This is a genomic window from Citrobacter sp. Cu233, assembly GCF_030332225.1.
Classification (GTDB): Bacteria; Pseudomonadota; Gammaproteobacteria; order Enterobacterales; family Enterobacteriaceae; genus Citrobacter.
Genome location: NZ_JAOWIF010000041.1, coordinates 52,913 through 70,906 on the forward strand (window position 1 = coordinate 52,913; position 17,994 = coordinate 70,906).

A 17,994-nucleotide genomic window follows, 5' to 3' on the forward strand; every position below is an offset into this window, starting at 1 on the left:
ATATTTTTTTTGCAAACTATCATTGATTCATCAATGCCACCGTCTTAAATAAACGTTATTGGTGGCGTCGGGTAAGGTAAAAATTCCGGTATTTCACCCTGCATTTATAAGATATTTTTTTAAGTATAGAAAACAGGCTGAATTTGCTTATCTTACTATCATACACGATATAGTTATCGGTGAAGTTCAGCGTGTGGACGCCCTCGCTTTGGTTGATGCTGGCATTGATCTGCGCAATCAAACGCTCATCAAAGCTGGATGCGTTAAGCGTGATTAACTCTTTGATATAAACTGACTTTCCGTACGTTTCTGGCGTGCATTCCTGGGTAAGGAAATAGAGTTTATTATCAACGCAGTGTGGTGCGCCAGCGCCCCGGGGGTGTTGATTCGACAGGTTAAGTGTGGGCTCTATTTTTTGCCATGGCCCGGTGACATCACTGGCAGTATGGATAACTAACTCATCTTCCATCGTGGTGGATAAAAGATAAAGATTTTCATGTAACGAGACGACGACGTTATCGGTGAGCGCCAGGTCAGGTACTAATACTTTTACCTGTCTCCAGCGCGTAGGGAAATCTATCGACTGGAATAAGATAACCTCTTTCCTTTCTGAAGACTCCGGGATCATGAAAAGCTGATCGTTGCTGTAAAATAAAAAAGGAAATGATAAATGGCATTTCAGGTTATCAAAACCGTCGAGTTTCACATCCTCAAGCTCAACCAGGTTAGCATCAAGGATACGGCAGCGCAGGATACCTTGCGAATTACGAAAGCTTAGTGCTTCATAAAAAATATAAACTTTATTGTCTTTTTCAATAATGAAAGGATCGGCCTGAAAGGTATATTTCTTTTTGAGCTGTTGGGCTCGGGTGCGGTTCAGAATTTCCAGCGTGTTCGTGGGAAAGGTATGCGAACCCTTATTTTTTAGGATCATAGTATCCCATGATTCATGAAAAAATAACATATTAATCAGTCTGTTATTTTTCGTTCGCATGCGTAACTGCTCCTTTTTATCGCTTAATCTATTGCGTGTTCCACGACGGCCACACTGATGGCTAGTGTAAAAGCTAGTCGCAAGAGGGGTGTTTGTCTACTGACAGAAATCGTAGTGGGAGGATTGCCAGAGCATCCGTGCTCCAGTGCTGATTTACTCGAAATGGACGTGTGGATTATCGGCCAGCGAAACGTAAGTTTTGCTGTTCTTATCCAGAGTACGAATTTCTCCGCTTTCGATGTCGTAAACCCAGCCGTGCAGACGAATCGCGTTGTTACGCAGGCCAACAGCCACGCAAGGGTGCGTTTTAATGTTGTTCAACTGGGCAATAACGTTTTCTTCCACCATGGCATTTACTTTATCGATTTCGTTAGCCCAGGTTTTCTTTTCAACCACGGCTTTCGCAGCATCGGCATAGTGCAACCAGTGGGCGACAGCAGGCATCGGATCCAGGGGTTGGCTTTCTGCGATGGCTTTCATCGCGCCACAGTTGGAGTGGCCACAGATAACGATATCAGTCACACCTAAAGCAACGACCGCGTACTCAATGGTGGCAGACACGCCGCCAGGCTCTGGGCCAAAAGACGGGACAATGTTACCGGCGTTACGGATAACGAAAAGCTGTCCTGGCTCTTGCTGCGTCACTAACTCAGGCACCAGACGGCTGTCAGAACAGGAGATGAAAAGCGCCTTAGGATTCTGGCTGGATGCCAGGCTGCGGAAGAGTTCCTTACGTTGAGGGAAAATCTCTTTTTGGAAGTTGAGGAAGCCCTCAATGATATGTTGCATAGCAGTGTCTCTTTTCTCTGTTTAAGCAGGTTATGATGAAGATCACACTTTCCAGTTTAACACCAGCCGACAGAAGAGAAAGACTTTATAGCAGTTCGGTCAATATCTTTGGGCAATTTTGCCCTGACAACGCAGGGCAAGCGTAGCGGTCTGTGTTACATGTTCTGCCGTTTCTGGTATGCCGTTTTTAGTCTGTTCATTGCGTCCACCAGTACGGCGCGCGGGCAGCCAACGTTGAGACGCATGTGCCCCTCTCCGCCTGGGCCATATTGTGACCCCGGAGACAGGCCGAGTCGCGCTTCATGGACAAAAAAATCGCGTAGCTGCGTCTCGCTAAGCGCCATTTTTTCGGCATTCAGAAAGAGCAGATAGGATGCGCCACCATAGACAATCGAGATCAACGGACAGTGCATTTCAATTTCACTTTTAACAAATGCCACGTTATCAGCCAGATAAGCCAATAATTCCCGGTGCCAGTCACCGCAATGGGTATAAGCGCTATAAATCGTTGCCTGTTGCAGTGAGTGAGTTTCTGCAAGATAACAGTTATCGAGAAAATGATAGAACCGGTGACGCAGTTCATCATTCTTTATAATGGCTATCCCGCCCTGGATCGCCGCCGTGTTGAAGGTCTTGCTGACAGAGGTCAGTACGATTGACTGACTTCCTGCTGTGTCATCGAGGGTAAAAAAGGGCAGGTGTTGCTTACCTGGCAGAGTTAAATCGCTATGTACTTCATCGGAGAGAATGATGACACCAGCCTGCTGGCAATAGTGACTGATTTTTTCAAGCGTTTCCCGCGACCACACCATTCCACCAGGATTATGTGGCGAGGGAAAAAGAAACATTTTGCACTGTTTAAGTTTTTCGCTGAAATCCTGCCAGTCAAATTCATAGCAACCGTCTTTTTCAATGAGACGGGTCTGGAGTAAATGCCTGCCGCTGGTTTTCACCAGGTTAGGGTAGGGATCATATATTGGGGTACAGGTTAATATATTGTCTCCCGTGCGGGTAAGCGCCAGCAAAGACATGACAATGGTTTTTATGACGCCGGGAACAAAATGCAGCCAGTGCGATTTAAGCTCGGCATCATACTGTTTTGCGTACCACTGGATAACGGACTCTTTCCATTGCGGATAATCCAGGTTATAGCCCTGAACAGGCTGCTCTACTACTGTGCGTAAGGTATTCATGATGGGCTCTGGTGTACCAAAATCCATATCCGCAATCCACAGTGGTAATACATCGCTGGTACCGTACATTTGTTGTAATTGTCCGTATTTGCGACAATTAACATCCCTTGTGACAATAGCATCAAACAAAGACATTGCTAACTCCTGGATAGTCTCTGAAATAAATAATTTAAGCCGCGTAAATGAGCCAATAATGTTTATGCACACGTCATGTACATATCTGGTTGATATAGTAAAATTACCCTGGTGATCGCTGTCTTTAGCTATTTATCACTTTACGATTCTTGTTCAACCCGATTGGTAGTAAGTTCATTAGGCTCATATTTAGCAATGCCAATACCGGTTGCTGCCCACAGCAATGCAAAGATGACGCCGCTGTAACATAGAATTGCCCATGGCAGATAATCAAGAGTTGTCACGCCCAGCATCGTGGCGCAATAAACGCCAGAAGCAGACCACGGAATAATAGGTTCGACAACGGTTCCGGCATCTTCGGTGGTTCGCGAAAGATTCTTCGCAGCCAGTCCACGTTTTTTGTATTCATCTTTAAAGGCATCGCCGCACAATAACAACGGTAAGGTTCCATTGGCGGTACAGGCGCAAATGGTGAACGTCGTAACAATGGTGGTAGCGACCAGGCGGAATGTTGATTTAACTCCTTTTGTCAGTGCGTTAATAACCGTGTGCAGGGAGCCTGTCGCGCTCATGGCACCAGCAAAACTAAAGGCGCTGAAGACGGTCACAAAACTGCTGAACATAGAGATTGCGCCGCCTCGCTCTAATAAGCGCGAGACATCAGATGACAGTGCAGGAATATGATCTCCGGTGAGCATCGCGAGCTTAAAGCCGCTGACCACGGATTCACCGACCGAAGATGCGCTGAATTGTTGAAAAACCAGAGCCAGAATCATTGATACGATGGTGGACAAAAACAGCATCGGGATAGGCGGTTTTTTCGACAGTGAGCCGTACAATACTATAATCGGTGGTAGCAACAACAGAATGTTGAACTGATAAATCTGGCCGATAGCGTTCATTAAATGGGTGATATTTTCTGGTGCGCTGGCAGAGGCATCAATGCCCATACCCATATAGCTATAAACCACGCAGCAAATAATGAATCCCGGGCCGGTGGTCCATAGCAAATGGCCAATATGTGAGTACAGATTTACACCGGCAGCCAGTGCCGCCATATTGGTTGAATCGGAGACAGGCGAGAGTTTATCGCCAAACCAGCAACCTGAAACAATGGCTCCGGCGGCGATGGGCAGAGAGACATTAAGGCCAATGGCCACACCAATCATGGCAATTCCGACGGTACCAATGGAACCCCATGACGTGCCGGTACACACTGAAATTAATGCACCCAGCATAAATGCTGAAATATAAAAATACTGGGGGTTAATCCACTTCAAACCATAATAGATCATCATCGGGATGGTACCTGATACCATCCAGGAGCCAATCAAAAAACCGATACTGGCGACAATCAGAATGACGGGCAGTGCTTCTGATATTTTATTGCAAATCGATTGCAGAATATCATCCCACGTATAGCCATGAGCAATAGCGATAAATGAAGCGGCTGCCGTTCCCATCAGGATCATAGGTTCGGCGCGAATATTGAATATAAAATATCCGATGCTAATCCCTCCCAGCATGATCACCATCGGTAATACTGACCAAAAGAAAGAGAGTTTTTTTCTGTAGTGTGAGGTACAGCTATTTTGTTCCATAATTCCATCCCAATCGTTAACGGTTGAACAAGCCAAAGAAATACCTGCTACAGGCCAATCAATAACGGAGTGGCGTAGTTACGTGAGTTGATGAACGAACTCTATTTTATTAACTGTTTCAGGCGATCTGTTCTGGCCTGCTGTTATGATGTTCATATTTCAGCAGTAAAATAAGCGATAGATTTGATAGTCAATTATCCCTCCGCATAAGGTGGATGATTTCGGCGTTGCTGGCTGAGCTTGCGATACTGCTGAGGCGGCATACCGACGTATTTATGAAATGAGCTATAAAATCGACTGCTGGAGCGAAAACCCGCAATCATCGCGATATCCAGAATGGTTTTATCGGTGTCGCTGAGTAATGCCCGTACATGGTTGATGCGCATCGCCGTAATATATTGTTTCATCGTTAGTTGCATTACGCGATGAAAGATACCCATTGCATAATTAGGATTAAGTTTGACGTGATCGGCAATGGCCTCGACTGTCAGCAATTTGTCACAGTTGGCGGCAATAAATTCCAGCATCTGGCTGACGTAAAATTGTGAATGCCGCGAAATGCTGTTCTTCTGGGTCCGTGCCGTTTGGTTTCCCAATACTGTCCGCCAGCCTGAGAGGCTAAACCGCTTGAGCATCAAGGCGATTTCATCAATGGCTAACTGACGAATCTGTTCGTTATCGCTGTTGAGCTCATTTTGCCAACGTTGAACCTCAAAAGCGCTAAGCTGCTGGGATGCTGACGAGGTAATCACCCTGCCGTGCGTCACGTGATTAATCAGCTCTCTATCCAGCGGCCAGGACAAAAATAAATGCATTGGCAAGTTGAAGATAGCCATTTGCTTACAGTGCCCTGCATTCGTGAGCTGATGAGGGGTACACGCCCAGAACAGTGTGATAAAGCCTTGTTTACTCTGTACCACTTCGTCATTGAACAGGTACTCAACATCACCATCAAATGGCACATTCACTTCAACCTGCCCATGCCAGTGACTGTAAGTCATGGCCAGTGGCTCCCGCAATTCGACATCCATACGCTGATACTCTGAATAGAGTGCCAGTGGGCTACGAGTCTTTTTTTCATAGCTGCGACACATATGGGGATCATGTGGCAGCAGCGGAATACTTTTAGCCATTACGGGTTGGTTCCTGAAAAGTGAATTTGACCATGAGGTAGCGCCAAAGCATGAACATAGCTTAACTGAAAAAAATCACCGTTTTCTCTCCATTTTCGCGAAATTATTCCCAAAAACTCAGATCGCCTGTCTGTCACGTGAAGATCTGAGTTATCGGGAATGACGAGCTTTACATCAGTATTCCCGGTATGCGAAGGCGCATAAATCGGAGTTATAGCAATGGCTTAAATTCACGCCATACCGTACCTTTTTAGAGGTAACCACTGATAAAGGAATCATCATGTCCAGACTCCGTACTTTAGCAACGGCTTTAGTCGCTGTTGCCGCGATGACGATGTGTGCCACGCCTGCATTTGCTAACCCCGGAAACGGTAATGGGAATGGAAATGGTAACAGCGGCAATCATGGTAATAGCCAGAAAGGAAATTCAGGTCACAAAGGCAATCCGCAGTCAGATCAGCGTAAAAATTATGGCAAACCTGATCACGTCGATAGTGACATCAGCTATCACGTGGCAAGGCAATACGCTGTCCAATATGGTTTGACGGGGTATAAGTCACTGCCACCGGGCATTGCCAAAAATCTGGCTCGAGGAAAACCGCTCCCTCCTGGAATTGCGAAGAAGAGCGTCCCCCCCTCCATGTTGAATCAACTTCCGTATTATCCTGGCTATGAATGGCAGGTTATCGGTGACAATCTGGTGTTGATTGCGCTGAGCACCGCGGTCGTCACCGCCATTATTAATGGTGTGTTTGATTAAGACGCTTAGCCGTAACTGCCCACTGATGTCTTATCCGGCCAGCTAAAGCCTGTAAAACGTAGGCCGGATAAGCGAAGCGCCATCAGGCATTGACAGCCCGTGGCGAAAGCAAGGGAAAATCATAGCCCATACAGTTTTATTTTTCGGTACAGCGTGGCAATGCTGATCCCCAATTCTGTCGCGGCTTGTTTCTTACCATCAACGCTTGAACCAAATCGCTGTATGACATTTTCAATGGCATCTCTTTCTGCTTGTTTACCCTGGTGGGCAAGCTGGCGAGGTTGCGCCATCATTGTGCTTTTTCTGCCATCGGCTGCGGTAAGCAGGTAAGGGGGCAGATGGCTGGCATTGATCCCGGCGGCTTCTCCGCGCATGACAAAAATGTACTCGATGACGTTGCGCAGTTCACGGATGTTGCCCGGCCAGTGCCAGGCATAAAGGCGGTTAATAACATCATCAGGAAGTTTCTGCGGTGGTCGCTGGTAGCTTAGCGAAAATTCATCGGCAAAATATTGTGCCAGGACGGCGATATCCGCCCGTCGTTCGCGCAGGGAAGGGAGAACCAATGGCACCACGTTCAGGCGATAGAAAAGATCTTCACGAAACTGATTATTCTCGACCATCGCGCTGATGTTTTTGTTGGTTGCGGCAATAATCCGCACGTCAATATTGATGGTGTTGTTAGACCCCACACGGGTGATGGCTTTTTCCTGCAGTACCCTGAGCAGCTTGGCCTGCAAATGCAGTGGCATATCGCCAATCTCGTCGAGGAACAGGCTACCCCCATTGGCCAGCTCAAATTTTCCCACACGTCCTTTGGGATCGGCACCGCTGAATGCGCCGCGTACGTAGCCAAACAGTTCGCTTTCCAGTAGTTGTTCAGGGATAGCGGCGCAGTTGATGGTCACGAAGGGGGCGGCTTTACGCGGACTGCTCTGATGAATGGCAAATGCCACAACTTCTTTACCTGAACCACTTTCCCCGGTGATCAGTACACTGGCATAGCTGTTGGCGATTTTGCCAATGGTACTTCTGAGTTGTTCCATTGAGGGGGAATGACCAATCAGACGTACCTGTGTGTCAGACTCATAGGGCGAGGGGGCAATCGTGCTCAGGTAGTCGTGCGCATCGCGAAAGATAACCATGGTTAGTCGGTCGTTATCCAGCGACGAGAGCGAGATCTGTTTACACAGCACATGGTGTTTTTGCCCTTCAAGCGTCAGCCATGCTTCCTCATCGCCATACAAACTGTCTCCGGTCGTTTCAATGGTCAGGGGTAATCCCTGAACCTCACGGTTAAGTATGCGATCTGCTGAATGGTTGGCATGCCAGATGCGACCCTTGCCATCAATGGCTACAACGCCGCGATCCATTGCATCAATCAGGCGACGAAAGGCACCGAGTGTTTCCTGCGCGCGTAAGCGTTCCAGGCATTCAAAGACCTTACTGGAGATCATGACGGCAATTTGCTCAATAAACGTGACAAATTTATCGATCTGGCTAAGCAAGGTGTCACGCTGTATTTGCGTTGAGCAAATAATGCCGATCACCCCAATGACGCGGTTATTGAGAAAAATAGGGGCATTCAAATCCAGCATTTCAGAGCAGTAATGGTGTTTTTCACACAGCTGACATAGAGGATGTTCACCGGGGTTTTTGATCAATACCGTCTCACGGACCTGCAAAACATGCCGATAGATATAACCATTTTTTGCCACGTTCTCATTGAGCATATGTCGGTACTTACCGGTGCCAGCAATGCGCATTAAAGATTCATCAATGATTTCTACATCAGTCCCGGTAATGCCAGAAATAGCATCGGCATAATTGCATATATCATCCTGGATATTGCTCAGTACTGAAATCATGATACTTCTCCGGTAAGCTCTCTCATTTCTCAATAAAAATGATAAATAGGCGAATTATTGCAAAATTGATTTGCGAAAAATCAATCTATTGCATTGTTTTTGTATGTTTTTTTAATTTTATCCTTCGCGATCACACTATTTCTCATTTATGAGAATTTATCAAAATCAGGCGATAAACTAACGCAGGCTGTTTTTACCTCGTTAGCGTTAGGAATTTTTTAACGCATTGAAATAAAAGTGTTTAATAAATTAATTCTAAGCATTCCCTCATTTTCTAAAAAACTGGTAAGTATTTTGCTTTTATGAATTACCGATAGCGTAAATAACTCTGTATTACACCGATTACAGGGAATGAATTACCAGGACAATGAGGTTTTATGATGCAGCAAAACTTATCATTTTTTATCAACCAGACGCCGTTTACCGAACACCCTAACGCACCGCTGGCACCATTTAGTCGCCAGGAACTGGTAAAAGCGTTGAATTTTCATCGGTCTATTCCGGGATATGCTCCGACGCCGCTGTATACGCTGCCGGCTCTTTCCCAAAAACTGGGCGTAAAAAATATTTACCTCAAAGATGAGTCTCAGCGTTTTGGCCTGAAAGCCTTCAAGGCACTGGGCGGCGCCTACGCGATGGCATGCCATATCGCGGAATTAGTGGGGAAGGATATCAGCGAATTACCGTTTGATGTCATGACCAGTGAAGCAGTACGCCATGACCTGAAGACCGTGACGTTTGCCACCACCACCGATGGTAACCACGGGCGCGGTGTCGCGTGGATGGCGCGCCAGTTAAAGCAAAATGCGGTGGTTTACATGCCGAAAGGGTCTTCACAGCAGCGGCTGACATCAATCCGCAATGAAGGTGCTACCGCTGAAATCGTGGATATGAACTATGACGATGCCGTGCGCATGACCGCGGATCAGGCGCAAAAGTATGGCTGGATCGTTGTACAAGACACGGCCTGGGAAGGGTATGAAAAGATCCCACTGTGGATTATGCAGGGCTACGGCACGCTGATGCTGGAGGCGATTGATCAGCTCCATCAGGTCGCCCCGACGCATGTTTTCGTTCAGGCCGGGGTGGGTTCATTTGCGGGAATGGTGCAGGGAATGGTGACGGCCGCGTGGGGTGAAAATCGTCCGAAAGTGATCGTCGCTGAAGCGTTAATTGCCGACTGTCTTTATCGTTCTGCCCGTGCAAAAGAGGGGGATGCTGTTGCGGTAGGCGGCGATTTACAGACCGTGATGGCGGGTCTGGCCTGCGGTGAGGCAAACAGCATTGGCTGGACGTTACTGCGTGATTATGCCACCGCATTTGCTTCCTGCCCTGATGAAATCGCGGCGCTGGGGATGCGTATGTTGGGTAACCCGCTGGCGGGCGACCCACAAATTATTTCAGGTGAATCTGGGGCCGTCACGACAGGTCTTCTGGCGCTGTTGATGACCTCCCCGGATTTGGCACCAACCCGTGAGCAACTGGGTCTGGATGAGCATTCCCGCGTGTTGCTGATAAGTACCGAAGGTGATACCGACCCGCAACAATATTTGGATATTGTCTGGGGCGGTCAGTACCCGGGCATCAATAAATAATTTCCTGATTGAGAGCATTAACGGAGAAACACATGTTATCTGCAACCCGTATTGAAGACGTTATTAAAAATTGTCAGGCGCTGATCCAGCAAAAAAGCTATTCCGGTCAGGAAGGGGACGTGGTAAATGCCATAAAAACAATGATGCAGCATTACCAGTTCGACGACATCCATGTTGATAAATACGGCAATATCGTCGGCGGTATTGTGGGAAATCAGCCGGGGAAAACGCTGGTTCTGGATGGTCATATCGATACTGTGCCGGTGAATGAAGAGAAGTGGACCCGCAACCCGTACGGCGGTGATATTGACGATGGTAAGATTTATGGCCGTGGCACCACCGATATGAAAGGTGCTGTTGCTGCGATGATCTCCGCCGTCGGTTTTTTCGGCCAGGATAATCAGCGCAATTTCGCCGGGAAAATTTACGTCGCCTGTATCGTTCATGAAGAGTGTTTTGAAGGCATTGCCGCTCGTCTGGTCAGTGAGCGCTATAAGCCTGATTACGTCATCATTGGCGAAGCTTCTGAACTGAATCTGAAAATCGGTCAGCGTGGTCGTGCTGAAATTGTGGTTGAAACCTTTGGTAAGCCAGCACACTCCGCCAACCCGCAGGCAGGAATTAACGCAGTGTACAAAATGGCGCAGTTGATCGACAAAATTCGCACCATCACTCCGCCAACTCACCCGGTGCTTGGTCCCGGTATCCTGGAACTGACAGACATTAAATCGTCGCCGTACCCAGGTGCATCAGTGGTGCCGGATTACTGCCGCGCCACCTACGATCGCCGCTTGCTGGTGGGTGAAACCAAAGAAAGCGTTATCGCTCCACTGGAAAATGCACTTGCGGAGCTAACCGCCCAGGACCCGCAGTTCAAAGCCCGCGTCTCTTACGCAGTTGGCAAGGAGTCTTGCTATACCGGAGCCACCATTGAGGGTGAGCGTTTCTTCCCTGGCTGGGTTTATGACGAGTCCGACGAGTTCGTGCAGGCCGCTCTGGCGGGTGTTCGCGAAGCGGGCTTCTCGCCAACGATTACTCAGTACTCATTTTGCACTAATGGCAGCCACTACGCGGGAGAAGCGGGGATCAAAACCATTGGGTTTGGGCCGTCGCGTGAAAATCTGGCGCATACCATCGACGAGTATATCGAGATCGATCAGTTGACCGGATCGGCCCGCGGCTATTACAGCATCATCCAGACACTCTATCGCCGTTAAAAAATAAAGATAAATACCTCTTACCTTACAGGCGGTGCTGCTTGGCGGCACCGCAATGGAGAATAACGATGAAAACCATTTTTAAAAACGGAACTGTGATTGATGGAACGGGTAATCCAGGCAGAATTGCCGATGTAATGGTTGATGAAGGGCATATTGTCGAAATTGGTCAAATTGATGTGGGTGTCAATGAACAGATTATTGATGCAACAGGGAAAATTATTTGTCCGGGCTTTATCGATACGCACACACACTCTGACCTGTCAGCCATTATTAATCCTGCGCTGTCAGCGAAAATCCGCCAGGGCATTACCACCGAGTTGCTGGGGCAGGATGGCGTAGCGCTGGCACCATTACCGGAGGAATATATTCCGGCATGGCGTAAAAATATTGCCGGACTGGACGGCGACACTGACAAAATTGACTGGAAATATAAAAACACGGACGGCTATCTCAACCTGTTGGCATCCCGACATCCGGCGACAAACCTGGCGTATCTGGTGCCACACGGTAACGTACGTATGGAAGCGATGGGCCTGGATGGACGCCCTTCCACGCGTGAAGATGTGGCGAAGATGTGTGAAGTCCTTGAGCGTGAGCTAAAAGCCGGCGCGTTTGGTCTTTCTACAGGGCTTATCTATATGCCGTGTGCTTTTGGTGATACCGCTGAAATGATTGAGTTGTGCAAGGTCACGGCGAAATATGACGGGATCTTTGTGGTACACCAGCGCAGTGAGGCTGACGATATCATCAGTTCAACACAGGAACTGATCGATATCGCTAAAGCCACCGGCGTCTGGCTGCATATTTCACATATGAAAGTCTGTGGGAAGAAAAACTGGGGGCTGATTGACCAGATGTTGGGCATGCTGGAGCAGGCCCAGGAAGAGGGGATCCGTATCTCTTACGACCAGTATCCGTACGTGGCGGGAAGCACCATGCTCGGCGTGATCCTGCCACCGTGGGTCCACTCCGGCGGGACGGACAAATTACTTGAGCGTCTGGCCTCGCCTGAATTGCGGGCCAAAATGATAGAGGATATCCAGCAGGGCATTCCTGGTTGGGATAACTTCATCGATTTTGCCGGTCTGGATCAGATTTTTGTCACCAGCGTCAAGACAGAGAAAAATCAGGATGCAGTTGGTCTGAACCTTGTTCAACTGGGGGAATTGCGCGGTAAAGATCCGTACAACGCCACCTTCGATCTGTTGTTTGAAGAAGAAAACGCCGTTGGCATGGTCGATTTTTACGGCACTGAAGAGCACGTCATTAAGTTTCTCTGCCGGCCAGAACAGAACGTGTGCACTGACGGACTGATGGGTGCGGGTAAACCACATCCACGTGTGTTTGGCGCCTTCCCGCGTGTGCTGGGTAAATACGTGCGTGAAGAAGGATGCCTGAGCTGGGAAGCGGCAATCCGCAAGATGACAGGCAAACCCGCTGAGGTGTTGGGTCTGCAGGATCGCGGGTTACTGAAGGTAGGGTATGCGGCGGATATTGTGATGTTCGATCCCAATACTATTGCGGATAAGGGGACATTTGTTGAACCTAATCAGTATCCGGAAGGGATTGAAATCGTGATGGTTAATGGACGCATTGCCTTAATTAATGGCACGGAAAGTTATGCCTGTAGCGGTACTGTTATCAGAAAACAATATTAATAAATAACGCTAAACACGCATTGATCTATCGCGACCATTTATGGCCGCGGTAGATCACTACACCCCAAGGACATCACAATGAACCTACAAACATCTTTACCTTCAGGTAAACCTAAGACCTGGAAAGCAAGATATACCGTCCTGACATTAATCTGGCTGGCGTGGCTACTCTCGTTCCTCGACAGAATGGTCATGAGCGTTTCGTTGCCTTATATCGGCAAAGATTTAAATCTTGATACCACCCAACAAGGTTTAATTATTAGCGCCTTTTTCATTGGTTACGCTGCGTTCCAAATCCCCGGTGGTTTACTGGCGGATAAGTTTGGCTCACGTAAAATTATGGCCATTGGTATTGCCTGGTGGTCTGTCTTCACCAGCTTAACCGGTGCGGTATTAACGCTGCCGTTGATGCTGGCTGTTCGCTTCTTCTTCGGTATTGGCGAAGGGTGCTTCCCGTCTGCTTCCTGGAAAATGATTTCCACCTATTTCCCTTCGAAAGAGCGCGGTCGGGCTACAGCAATTCAGTCAACGGTCAATACCTTAGGCCCCGCACTGGCGGTGGTGGTCGCTGCAAGTATTATCGGGGCGTTTGGCTGGCACATGGTCTTTATTGTGCTGGGGATCCCGGGCCTGTTTATTGCTGCAGGTATCTACTTATTTACTCGTGACAACCCAAAAGATCACCCTGCAATTACGCAACAGGATCTGGCCGATTTAGCTGCTGACGATCAGGGTGGCCTGCAAAACACGAGCGCTATCGCGTTTAAAGACGTGCTCAAGATGCCGGTGCTCTGGCAGATGGCCAGTATCTGGTTCTTGTTTGATATCACCTTCTGGGGGTTTTCAACCTGGTTGCCAAGCTATCTGATCACCGTGCGTGAATTCTCACTGGCGAAAACGGGGGTGATGGCGGCAATTCCGTTCCTGTTTGGTGCGGGTGGGACATTAATCGGCGGATATTGCTCAGATAAATTCAAACCGATGCGCAAAACGTTGTATGTCGTGACGTCGGTTATTGCGGCGGGCTTCTTGTACCTGACCTTCAGCGTGAGCAGCGCGGATATGGCGGTGGTTTATCAGTGTATCTCTGCGCTGTTTATGTTCTTTGCCATGGCGACATTTTGGGGCATTTTAATGGATACCATCCCCAGCAATATCATGGGGCGGGCTTCCGGTATCGTTAACTTTGGTGGTCAGATGGCGGGAGTCGTTTCTGCTCCGATTATTGGCTGGCTGATCCAAAGCAGCGGCGGAAGTTACAACAGTGCATTTATCTTTATGATCGCCGCACTGTTATGTTCCGCTGTGGTGACGCTGACTGTAAAAGGTTCGCATGCTGTAGGTGCAATACCCAGTAAAGCCTGATTAGCGTCAAACGCCTGTGGCTCTGCTGTTCCAGGGCCACAGGATCTCTGGCGATACTGTTAAATTAACCCTTTAATCGTTCTCTCTAAGGAAAACAATAGCGTTTTTTTTAAGCTGCAAAAATAAGATACCTTGCTGTTTATATACCTCTTTGGTGAATGAACGACATTTAGAACAATCATCCCGCCTGGTTACGCTATTATTTTACTACTCAGTTCCTTAAACATCTCCTGATTGCCAGTGAGCCAAATTGTTATCACCCGAAAGTATGAGAAAGTATATTTACTGATATATTAACTCATGCCGCACCGATGCACCCGGCAGCTTGTTTAGCGATCGTGCCGGCAATATTCAGATGTAGAAATAAGTGTAGGGTGATTTTATGTAGACATAAAACTCATGAGCAATAAGATATGAGCAACTTGTTGAAAAGTAATGTTTGTTTATTGATGGAAAATGTAGAATATATATAAATATGTCACTTTTCAGCATCGCGGGTATCTGGCCTCAGAAATCTGACAATTTCGGATTCTGCGGCTTTGCGAAACAGAGCCGCAGACGATGTGTTGAAAAATTAAGGTACAGTGCGGGGATGTTTACATAGAACTACCCGATATAATGGGTATCATCAGTTTTACATACGATACTCGATCATCCCACTCTTGCTGGCAACCCAGTCATAAAGGCGCTGACCGCGGAGGTTTGTTTCATGTGTGTGCCAGTATAATCTTGAAGCATGACGCTTACGGGCGTGTTTTTGAACATACTCGATAAGCTGCTTGCCGATGTGTTTGCCCCGGGTTTCTTCACTAACAAATAAGTCTTCCAGATAGCAATAATCAGACTCCGCCCATGTTGAACGATGAAAGAGATAATGCACCAGACCGACAATTTTACCGTCAGATTTTGCGACAGCACAGAAAACAGGCTCCACAGGATTGAGAAAACGCCCCCAGGTTAATTGTGTGACCTTGTCTGAAATTTCAGTACGATAAAAAATCTGGTAATTTATCCAAAGCGGTAGCCAGCCCGCGTAGTCTTGCTGGGTGGCGGGTTCGATGGTAATCGGCGCAGTTGTGTTTTGGTTACTCATAGGTCTCCTGATAATTTTACTAAGAGTGGTTTTCTATGGCGGTTATCCTAAATATTGCTCAAGCCACCGCAAAGAGACACTTTGCATATATTTCCAGGATCCACTTTTAACGTAAGAGTGAGCGCAATGAAAAAAAATAGTGCACCTTTATTTCAGGAGCTTTTTTTAGAGCAAGGCGTTATTAAGGAACAGGTGTACCATGCGCTACGCAACGCAATCGTAGAAGGCCGTCTGCCGCCAGGTACAAAGATACCCTCAACCCGGGGATTGTCCGAGATGATGTCAATTTCACGGAACTCGGTAATTGCGGGTTATGACCGGCTGTTAGACGAAGGGTATATTCAGACGCGAAAAGGCGCTGGAACCTTTGTCATGCCTGGTCTTCCTGACCGAAGCATCAGCAGTCTCTATCCTGAGGCGCAGCAAGGCGATGAACTGCCCGCTGACGGGCAGCTAAATGCAGATATCGAATCCGTTCGTGGTTTATGGTCTGGCGATGTTGAAGGGCGTGAAATGAACCGTCTGTTCGCCGTCGGTGTTGGCTGTACCGATCTCTTTCCTCATTCATTATGGGGCAAGTTACTGGGACGAGTCTGGAGACAATCCCGGCATCAACTCGGCTCTCATACCAGCCCCTGCGGTTTTTATCCCTTACGGAAAGCAATTTGTCACTACGTGAAAACGACGCGAGGGGTCAACTGTAGTGAAGATCAGATCATTATCGTAAACGGTATTCAGCAGGCGTTAAATATTACTGCCCGGGCGTTGCTGACAAAAGGAAATGACGTTTGGCTGGATGACCCCGGTTATAAAGGTGCGCGCGGGGTATTTATGTCGACAGGGGCAATTGTGAGACCCGTGCCGGTGGATAGCGAAGGAATGCATGTTCAATACGGCATCGATCATTTCCCTCATGCGAAACTGGCCTATGTTGTTCCTTCCGATCAGTACCCACTTAGCGGGGCACTCAGTTTATCCCGACGATTTGAGCTACTGGAATGGGCTCGGGTTAACCGGGCATGGATATTTGAAGATGATTACAATAGTGAATTTCGTTATGCCGCACGTTCTTTGCAAGCCTTGCAGGGATTAGATCAGCATCAGCGGGTAATATATTCGGGGACATTTTCAAAAATGATGTACCCAGAATTTCGTTTAGGTTTTTTAGTTGTCCCGCCAGGATTAAAAGAACAGTTTATCGTGACAAAATATTTTTCCGATATTGGCTCCAGTTATCTTGAGCAGGCGGTACTGGCGAGTTTTATTGAAGAAGGACATTACGCCAGCCATGTGCGACGGGTTCGTAAGGCATGCTACGAGAGGCGAACGGCGTTGGTCGATGCTATTCAATGCTATCTTGCCGATAAAATGACCGTCCAGCCTTCTGATTCTGGGGTGCATATTGTCTGCTGGTTGCATAACGGGTTGACTGGCGATGAGGTCGAACAGAAAGCCAGAACGCTGGGGATGGGGATTCAATCATTGAGTCATTATTATCATGGGGATATCTCCCGGCAGGGGATTTTGATCGGTTTTGCGAATCACCCTCCAGAGGTTATTGTTGAGGGTATTCGTCGTCTTGCCCATGCCATGTAGCGTCGCTTTAATGCTGATAGCGATGCGCGTAATAATGTCATTAATGGCAGTATTTCTTATTTCCATAACCGTTGCATGACCGGCATTTTTTAATTGCGGATAAGCAATACGGTGCGGGTGTTCGGTATAGCATTGTCATGTGGATCTGTTAAAAACATCCATTGTGGTTCTTTTTACCCCGTCAGATGTCTCTTACTCTGCAGTCATTTGACACTCTATTATGAGAGGTAAATAGCATGTCATCCACGTTTAATGAATTCCAGCAACCCGTTGGTTTAGGGTTACCTGACTGGCAAGGTGCGCGATTTCCCACGGCTCAGCACATCACCGGTCGTTATTGCAAACTTGAGCGTATTAACGTCGAACGCCACGCAAAGGCGCTTTATGACGCCTATTGCGATACGCCTGACTCTCGTGACTGGACCTATCTCGCGTCAGGGCCATTCGCGACCTTTGACTCTTTCTTAAGCTATTTAACGACGATTGCGGCGCAGACCGACCCCATGCATTTTGCCGTAATCGATTTGGCCAGCATGCAGGCTGTCGGCACGCTGGCACTTATGCGCATTGATGCATCGAATGGCGTAATAGAAGTGGGTTGGGTGACCTATTCATCACGCATGAAACGTTCACGAGTTTCAACGGAGGTCATGTCGCTGTTGTTAGACTATGTTTTTGAGGTGCTGGGGTATCGTCGCGTTGAATGGAAATGTGATGCACTTAATGCGCCTTCTCGTGCGGCAGCAACGCGCTTTGGTTTTACCTTTGAAGGCATATTCCGTCAGGCTGTTGTCGTACACCAGCGTAATCGGGACACCGCGTGGTATTCGATCATTGATAGTGAATATCCGACGCTGCGCGAAGCGTTCACTCTTTGGCTTGATGAGCGTAATTTTGATAGCGAAGGACAACAGATTAAGCGCCTGGCAACATTGATAAATAGTGAAAGCATGACGCCATAGGTGCCTGCTCCGCCATAACACGCCGACAACGT

The 17,994-nt window shown here is 47.8% G+C and carries 14 protein-coding genes; 7 read left to right on the forward strand and 7 right to left on the reverse strand.

The features are described from left to right. Nucleotides 1–55: 55 nt before the first annotated feature. The 5 genes from OGX95_RS18125 to melR form a co-directional block, all read right to left on the reverse strand. Nucleotides 56–994 carry a glucosamine inositolphosphorylceramide transferase family protein gene (locus OGX95_RS18125; RefSeq protein ID WP_286630473.1) on the reverse strand — a complete coding sequence of 313 codons (939 nt, stop codon included), beginning with the start codon at nt 992–994 and terminating at the stop codon, nt 56–58. A 153-nt stretch (nt 995–1,147) separates the two neighbouring features. Continuing rightward, nucleotides 1,148–1,783, reverse strand: coding sequence for a carbonic anhydrase (locus OGX95_RS18130; RefSeq protein WP_005122990.1), 636 nt, complete (start codon nt 1,781–1,783; stop codon nt 1,148–1,150). Between the two features lie 155 nt (nt 1,784–1,938). Further along, nucleotides 1,939–3,111, reverse strand: a complete 1,173-nt coding sequence (locus OGX95_RS18135; protein ID WP_286630474.1) for a MalY/PatB family protein — start codon at nt 3,109–3,111, stop codon at nt 1,939–1,941. 140 nt (nt 3,112–3,251) lie between these two features. After that, nucleotides 3,252–4,712: a Na+/H+ antiporter NhaC gene (gene nhaC / locus OGX95_RS18140; RefSeq protein ID WP_286630475.1), complete on the reverse strand. Its 1,461-nt coding sequence runs from the start codon at nt 4,710–4,712 to the stop codon at nt 3,252–3,254. 194 nt (nt 4,713–4,906) lie between these two features. Next, complete coding sequence (gene melR, locus OGX95_RS18145; RefSeq protein ID WP_286630476.1) at nt 4,907–5,845, reverse strand: transcriptional regulator MelR; 939 nt, start codon at nt 5,843–5,845, stop codon at nt 4,907–4,909. 280 nt (nt 5,846–6,125) lie between these two features. Between melR and OGX95_RS18150 the strand changes: the two genes are divergently transcribed. Next, nucleotides 6,126–6,605, forward strand: a complete 480-nt coding sequence (locus OGX95_RS18150) for an anti-virulence regulator CigR family protein (RefSeq protein WP_286630477.1) — start codon at nt 6,126–6,128, stop codon at nt 6,603–6,605. Between the two features lie 119 nt (nt 6,606–6,724). Here OGX95_RS18150 and OGX95_RS18155 read toward each other — a convergent pair whose 3' ends face one another. Continuing rightward, complete coding sequence (locus OGX95_RS18155) at nt 6,725–8,473, reverse strand: sigma-54 interaction domain-containing protein (RefSeq protein ID WP_286630478.1); 1,749 nt, start codon at nt 8,471–8,473, stop codon at nt 6,725–6,727. A gap of 380 nt (nt 8,474–8,853) precedes the next feature. Here OGX95_RS18155 and dpaL point away from each other — a divergent pair, with 380 nt between their 5' ends. The 4 genes from dpaL (at nt 8,854) to OGX95_RS18175 (ending at nt 14,311) form a co-directional block, all read left to right on the forward strand. Beyond that, nucleotides 8,854–10,068: a diaminopropionate ammonia-lyase gene (dpaL, locus tag OGX95_RS18160; RefSeq protein ID WP_286630526.1), complete on the forward strand. Its 1,215-nt coding sequence runs from the start codon at nt 8,854–8,856 to the stop codon at nt 10,066–10,068. Nucleotides 10,069–10,100: 32 nt separating this feature from the next. Further along, complete coding sequence (locus OGX95_RS18165; protein WP_286630479.1) at nt 10,101–11,285, forward strand: YgeY family selenium metabolism-linked hydrolase; 1,185 nt, start codon at nt 10,101–10,103, stop codon at nt 11,283–11,285. A 68-nt stretch (nt 11,286–11,353) separates the two neighbouring features. After that, entirely contained in the window at nt 11,354–12,946 is a 1,593-nt protein-coding gene (locus OGX95_RS18170) for an N-acyl-D-amino-acid deacylase family protein (protein ID WP_286630480.1), read from the forward strand. A gap of 78 nt (nt 12,947–13,024) precedes the next feature. Next, complete coding sequence (locus OGX95_RS18175; protein ID WP_048212961.1) at nt 13,025–14,311, forward strand: MFS transporter; 1,287 nt, start codon at nt 13,025–13,027, stop codon at nt 14,309–14,311. 634 nt (nt 14,312–14,945) lie between these two features. On the opposite strand, the gene OGX95_RS18180 is transcribed toward OGX95_RS18175, so the two are convergent. Then, nucleotides 14,946–15,404, reverse strand: coding sequence for a GNAT family N-acetyltransferase (locus tag OGX95_RS18180; protein WP_286630481.1), 459 nt, complete (start codon nt 15,402–15,404; stop codon nt 14,946–14,948). A gap of 126 nt (nt 15,405–15,530) precedes the next feature. On the opposite strand from OGX95_RS18180, the gene pdxR reads away from it, so the two are divergent. Together pdxR and OGX95_RS18190 are read left to right on the forward strand one after the other, a co-directional pair. Further along, on the forward strand, nt 15,531–17,000 hold the full coding sequence (gene pdxR, locus OGX95_RS18185) for a MocR-like pyridoxine biosynthesis transcription factor PdxR (RefSeq protein WP_286630482.1): 1,470 nt from the start codon (nt 15,531–15,533) through the stop codon (nt 16,998–17,000). A gap of 236 nt (nt 17,001–17,236) precedes the next feature. Further along, on the forward strand, nt 17,237–17,962 hold the full coding sequence (locus OGX95_RS18190; protein WP_286630483.1) for a GNAT family N-acetyltransferase: 726 nt from the start codon (nt 17,237–17,239) through the stop codon (nt 17,960–17,962). Nucleotides 17,963–17,994 lie beyond the last annotated feature (32 nt).

Bases quoted from the DNA above. Each gene is read 5' to 3' on its own strand.
- OGX95_RS18130 (WP_005122990.1), bottom strand. From the start codon at position 1,783: ATGCAACATATCATTGAGGGCTTCCTCAACTTCCAAAAAGAGATTTTC.
- OGX95_RS18135 (WP_286630474.1), bottom strand. From the start codon at position 3,111: ATGTCTTTGTTTGATGCTATTGTCACAAGGGATGTTAATTGTCGCAAA.
- OGX95_RS18165 (WP_286630479.1), top strand. From the start codon at position 10,101: ATGTTATCTGCAACCCGTATTGAAGACGTTATTAAAAATTGTCAGGCG.
- dpaL (WP_286630526.1), top strand. From the start codon at position 8,854: ATGCAGCAAAACTTATCATTTTTTATCAACCAGACGCCGTTTACCGAA.
- OGX95_RS18170 (WP_286630480.1), top strand. From the start codon at position 11,354: ATGAAAACCATTTTTAAAAACGGAACTGTGATTGATGGAACGGGTAAT.
- pdxR (WP_286630482.1), top strand. From the start codon at position 15,531: ATGAAAAAAAATAGTGCACCTTTATTTCAGGAGCTTTTTTTAGAGCAA.
- OGX95_RS18190 (WP_286630483.1), top strand. From the start codon at position 17,237: ATGTCATCCACGTTTAATGAATTCCAGCAACCCGTTGGTTTAGGGTTA.
- nhaC (WP_286630475.1), bottom strand. From the start codon at position 4,712: ATGGAACAAAATAGCTGTACCTCACACTACAGAAAAAAACTCTCTTTC.
- OGX95_RS18155 (WP_286630478.1), bottom strand. From the start codon at position 8,473: ATGATTTCAGTACTGAGCAATATCCAGGATGATATATGCAATTATGCC.
- OGX95_RS18125 (WP_286630473.1), bottom strand. From the start codon at position 994: ATGCGAACGAAAAATAACAGACTGATTAATATGTTATTTTTTCATGAA.
- OGX95_RS18175 (WP_048212961.1), top strand. From the start codon at position 13,025: ATGAACCTACAAACATCTTTACCTTCAGGTAAACCTAAGACCTGGAAA.
- OGX95_RS18150 (WP_286630477.1), top strand. From the start codon at position 6,126: ATGTCCAGACTCCGTACTTTAGCAACGGCTTTAGTCGCTGTTGCCGCG.
- melR (WP_286630476.1), bottom strand. From the start codon at position 5,845: ATGGCTAAAAGTATTCCGCTGCTGCCACATGATCCCCATATGTGTCGC.
- OGX95_RS18180 (WP_286630481.1), bottom strand. From the start codon at position 15,404: ATGAGTAACCAAAACACAACTGCGCCGATTACCATCGAACCCGCCACC.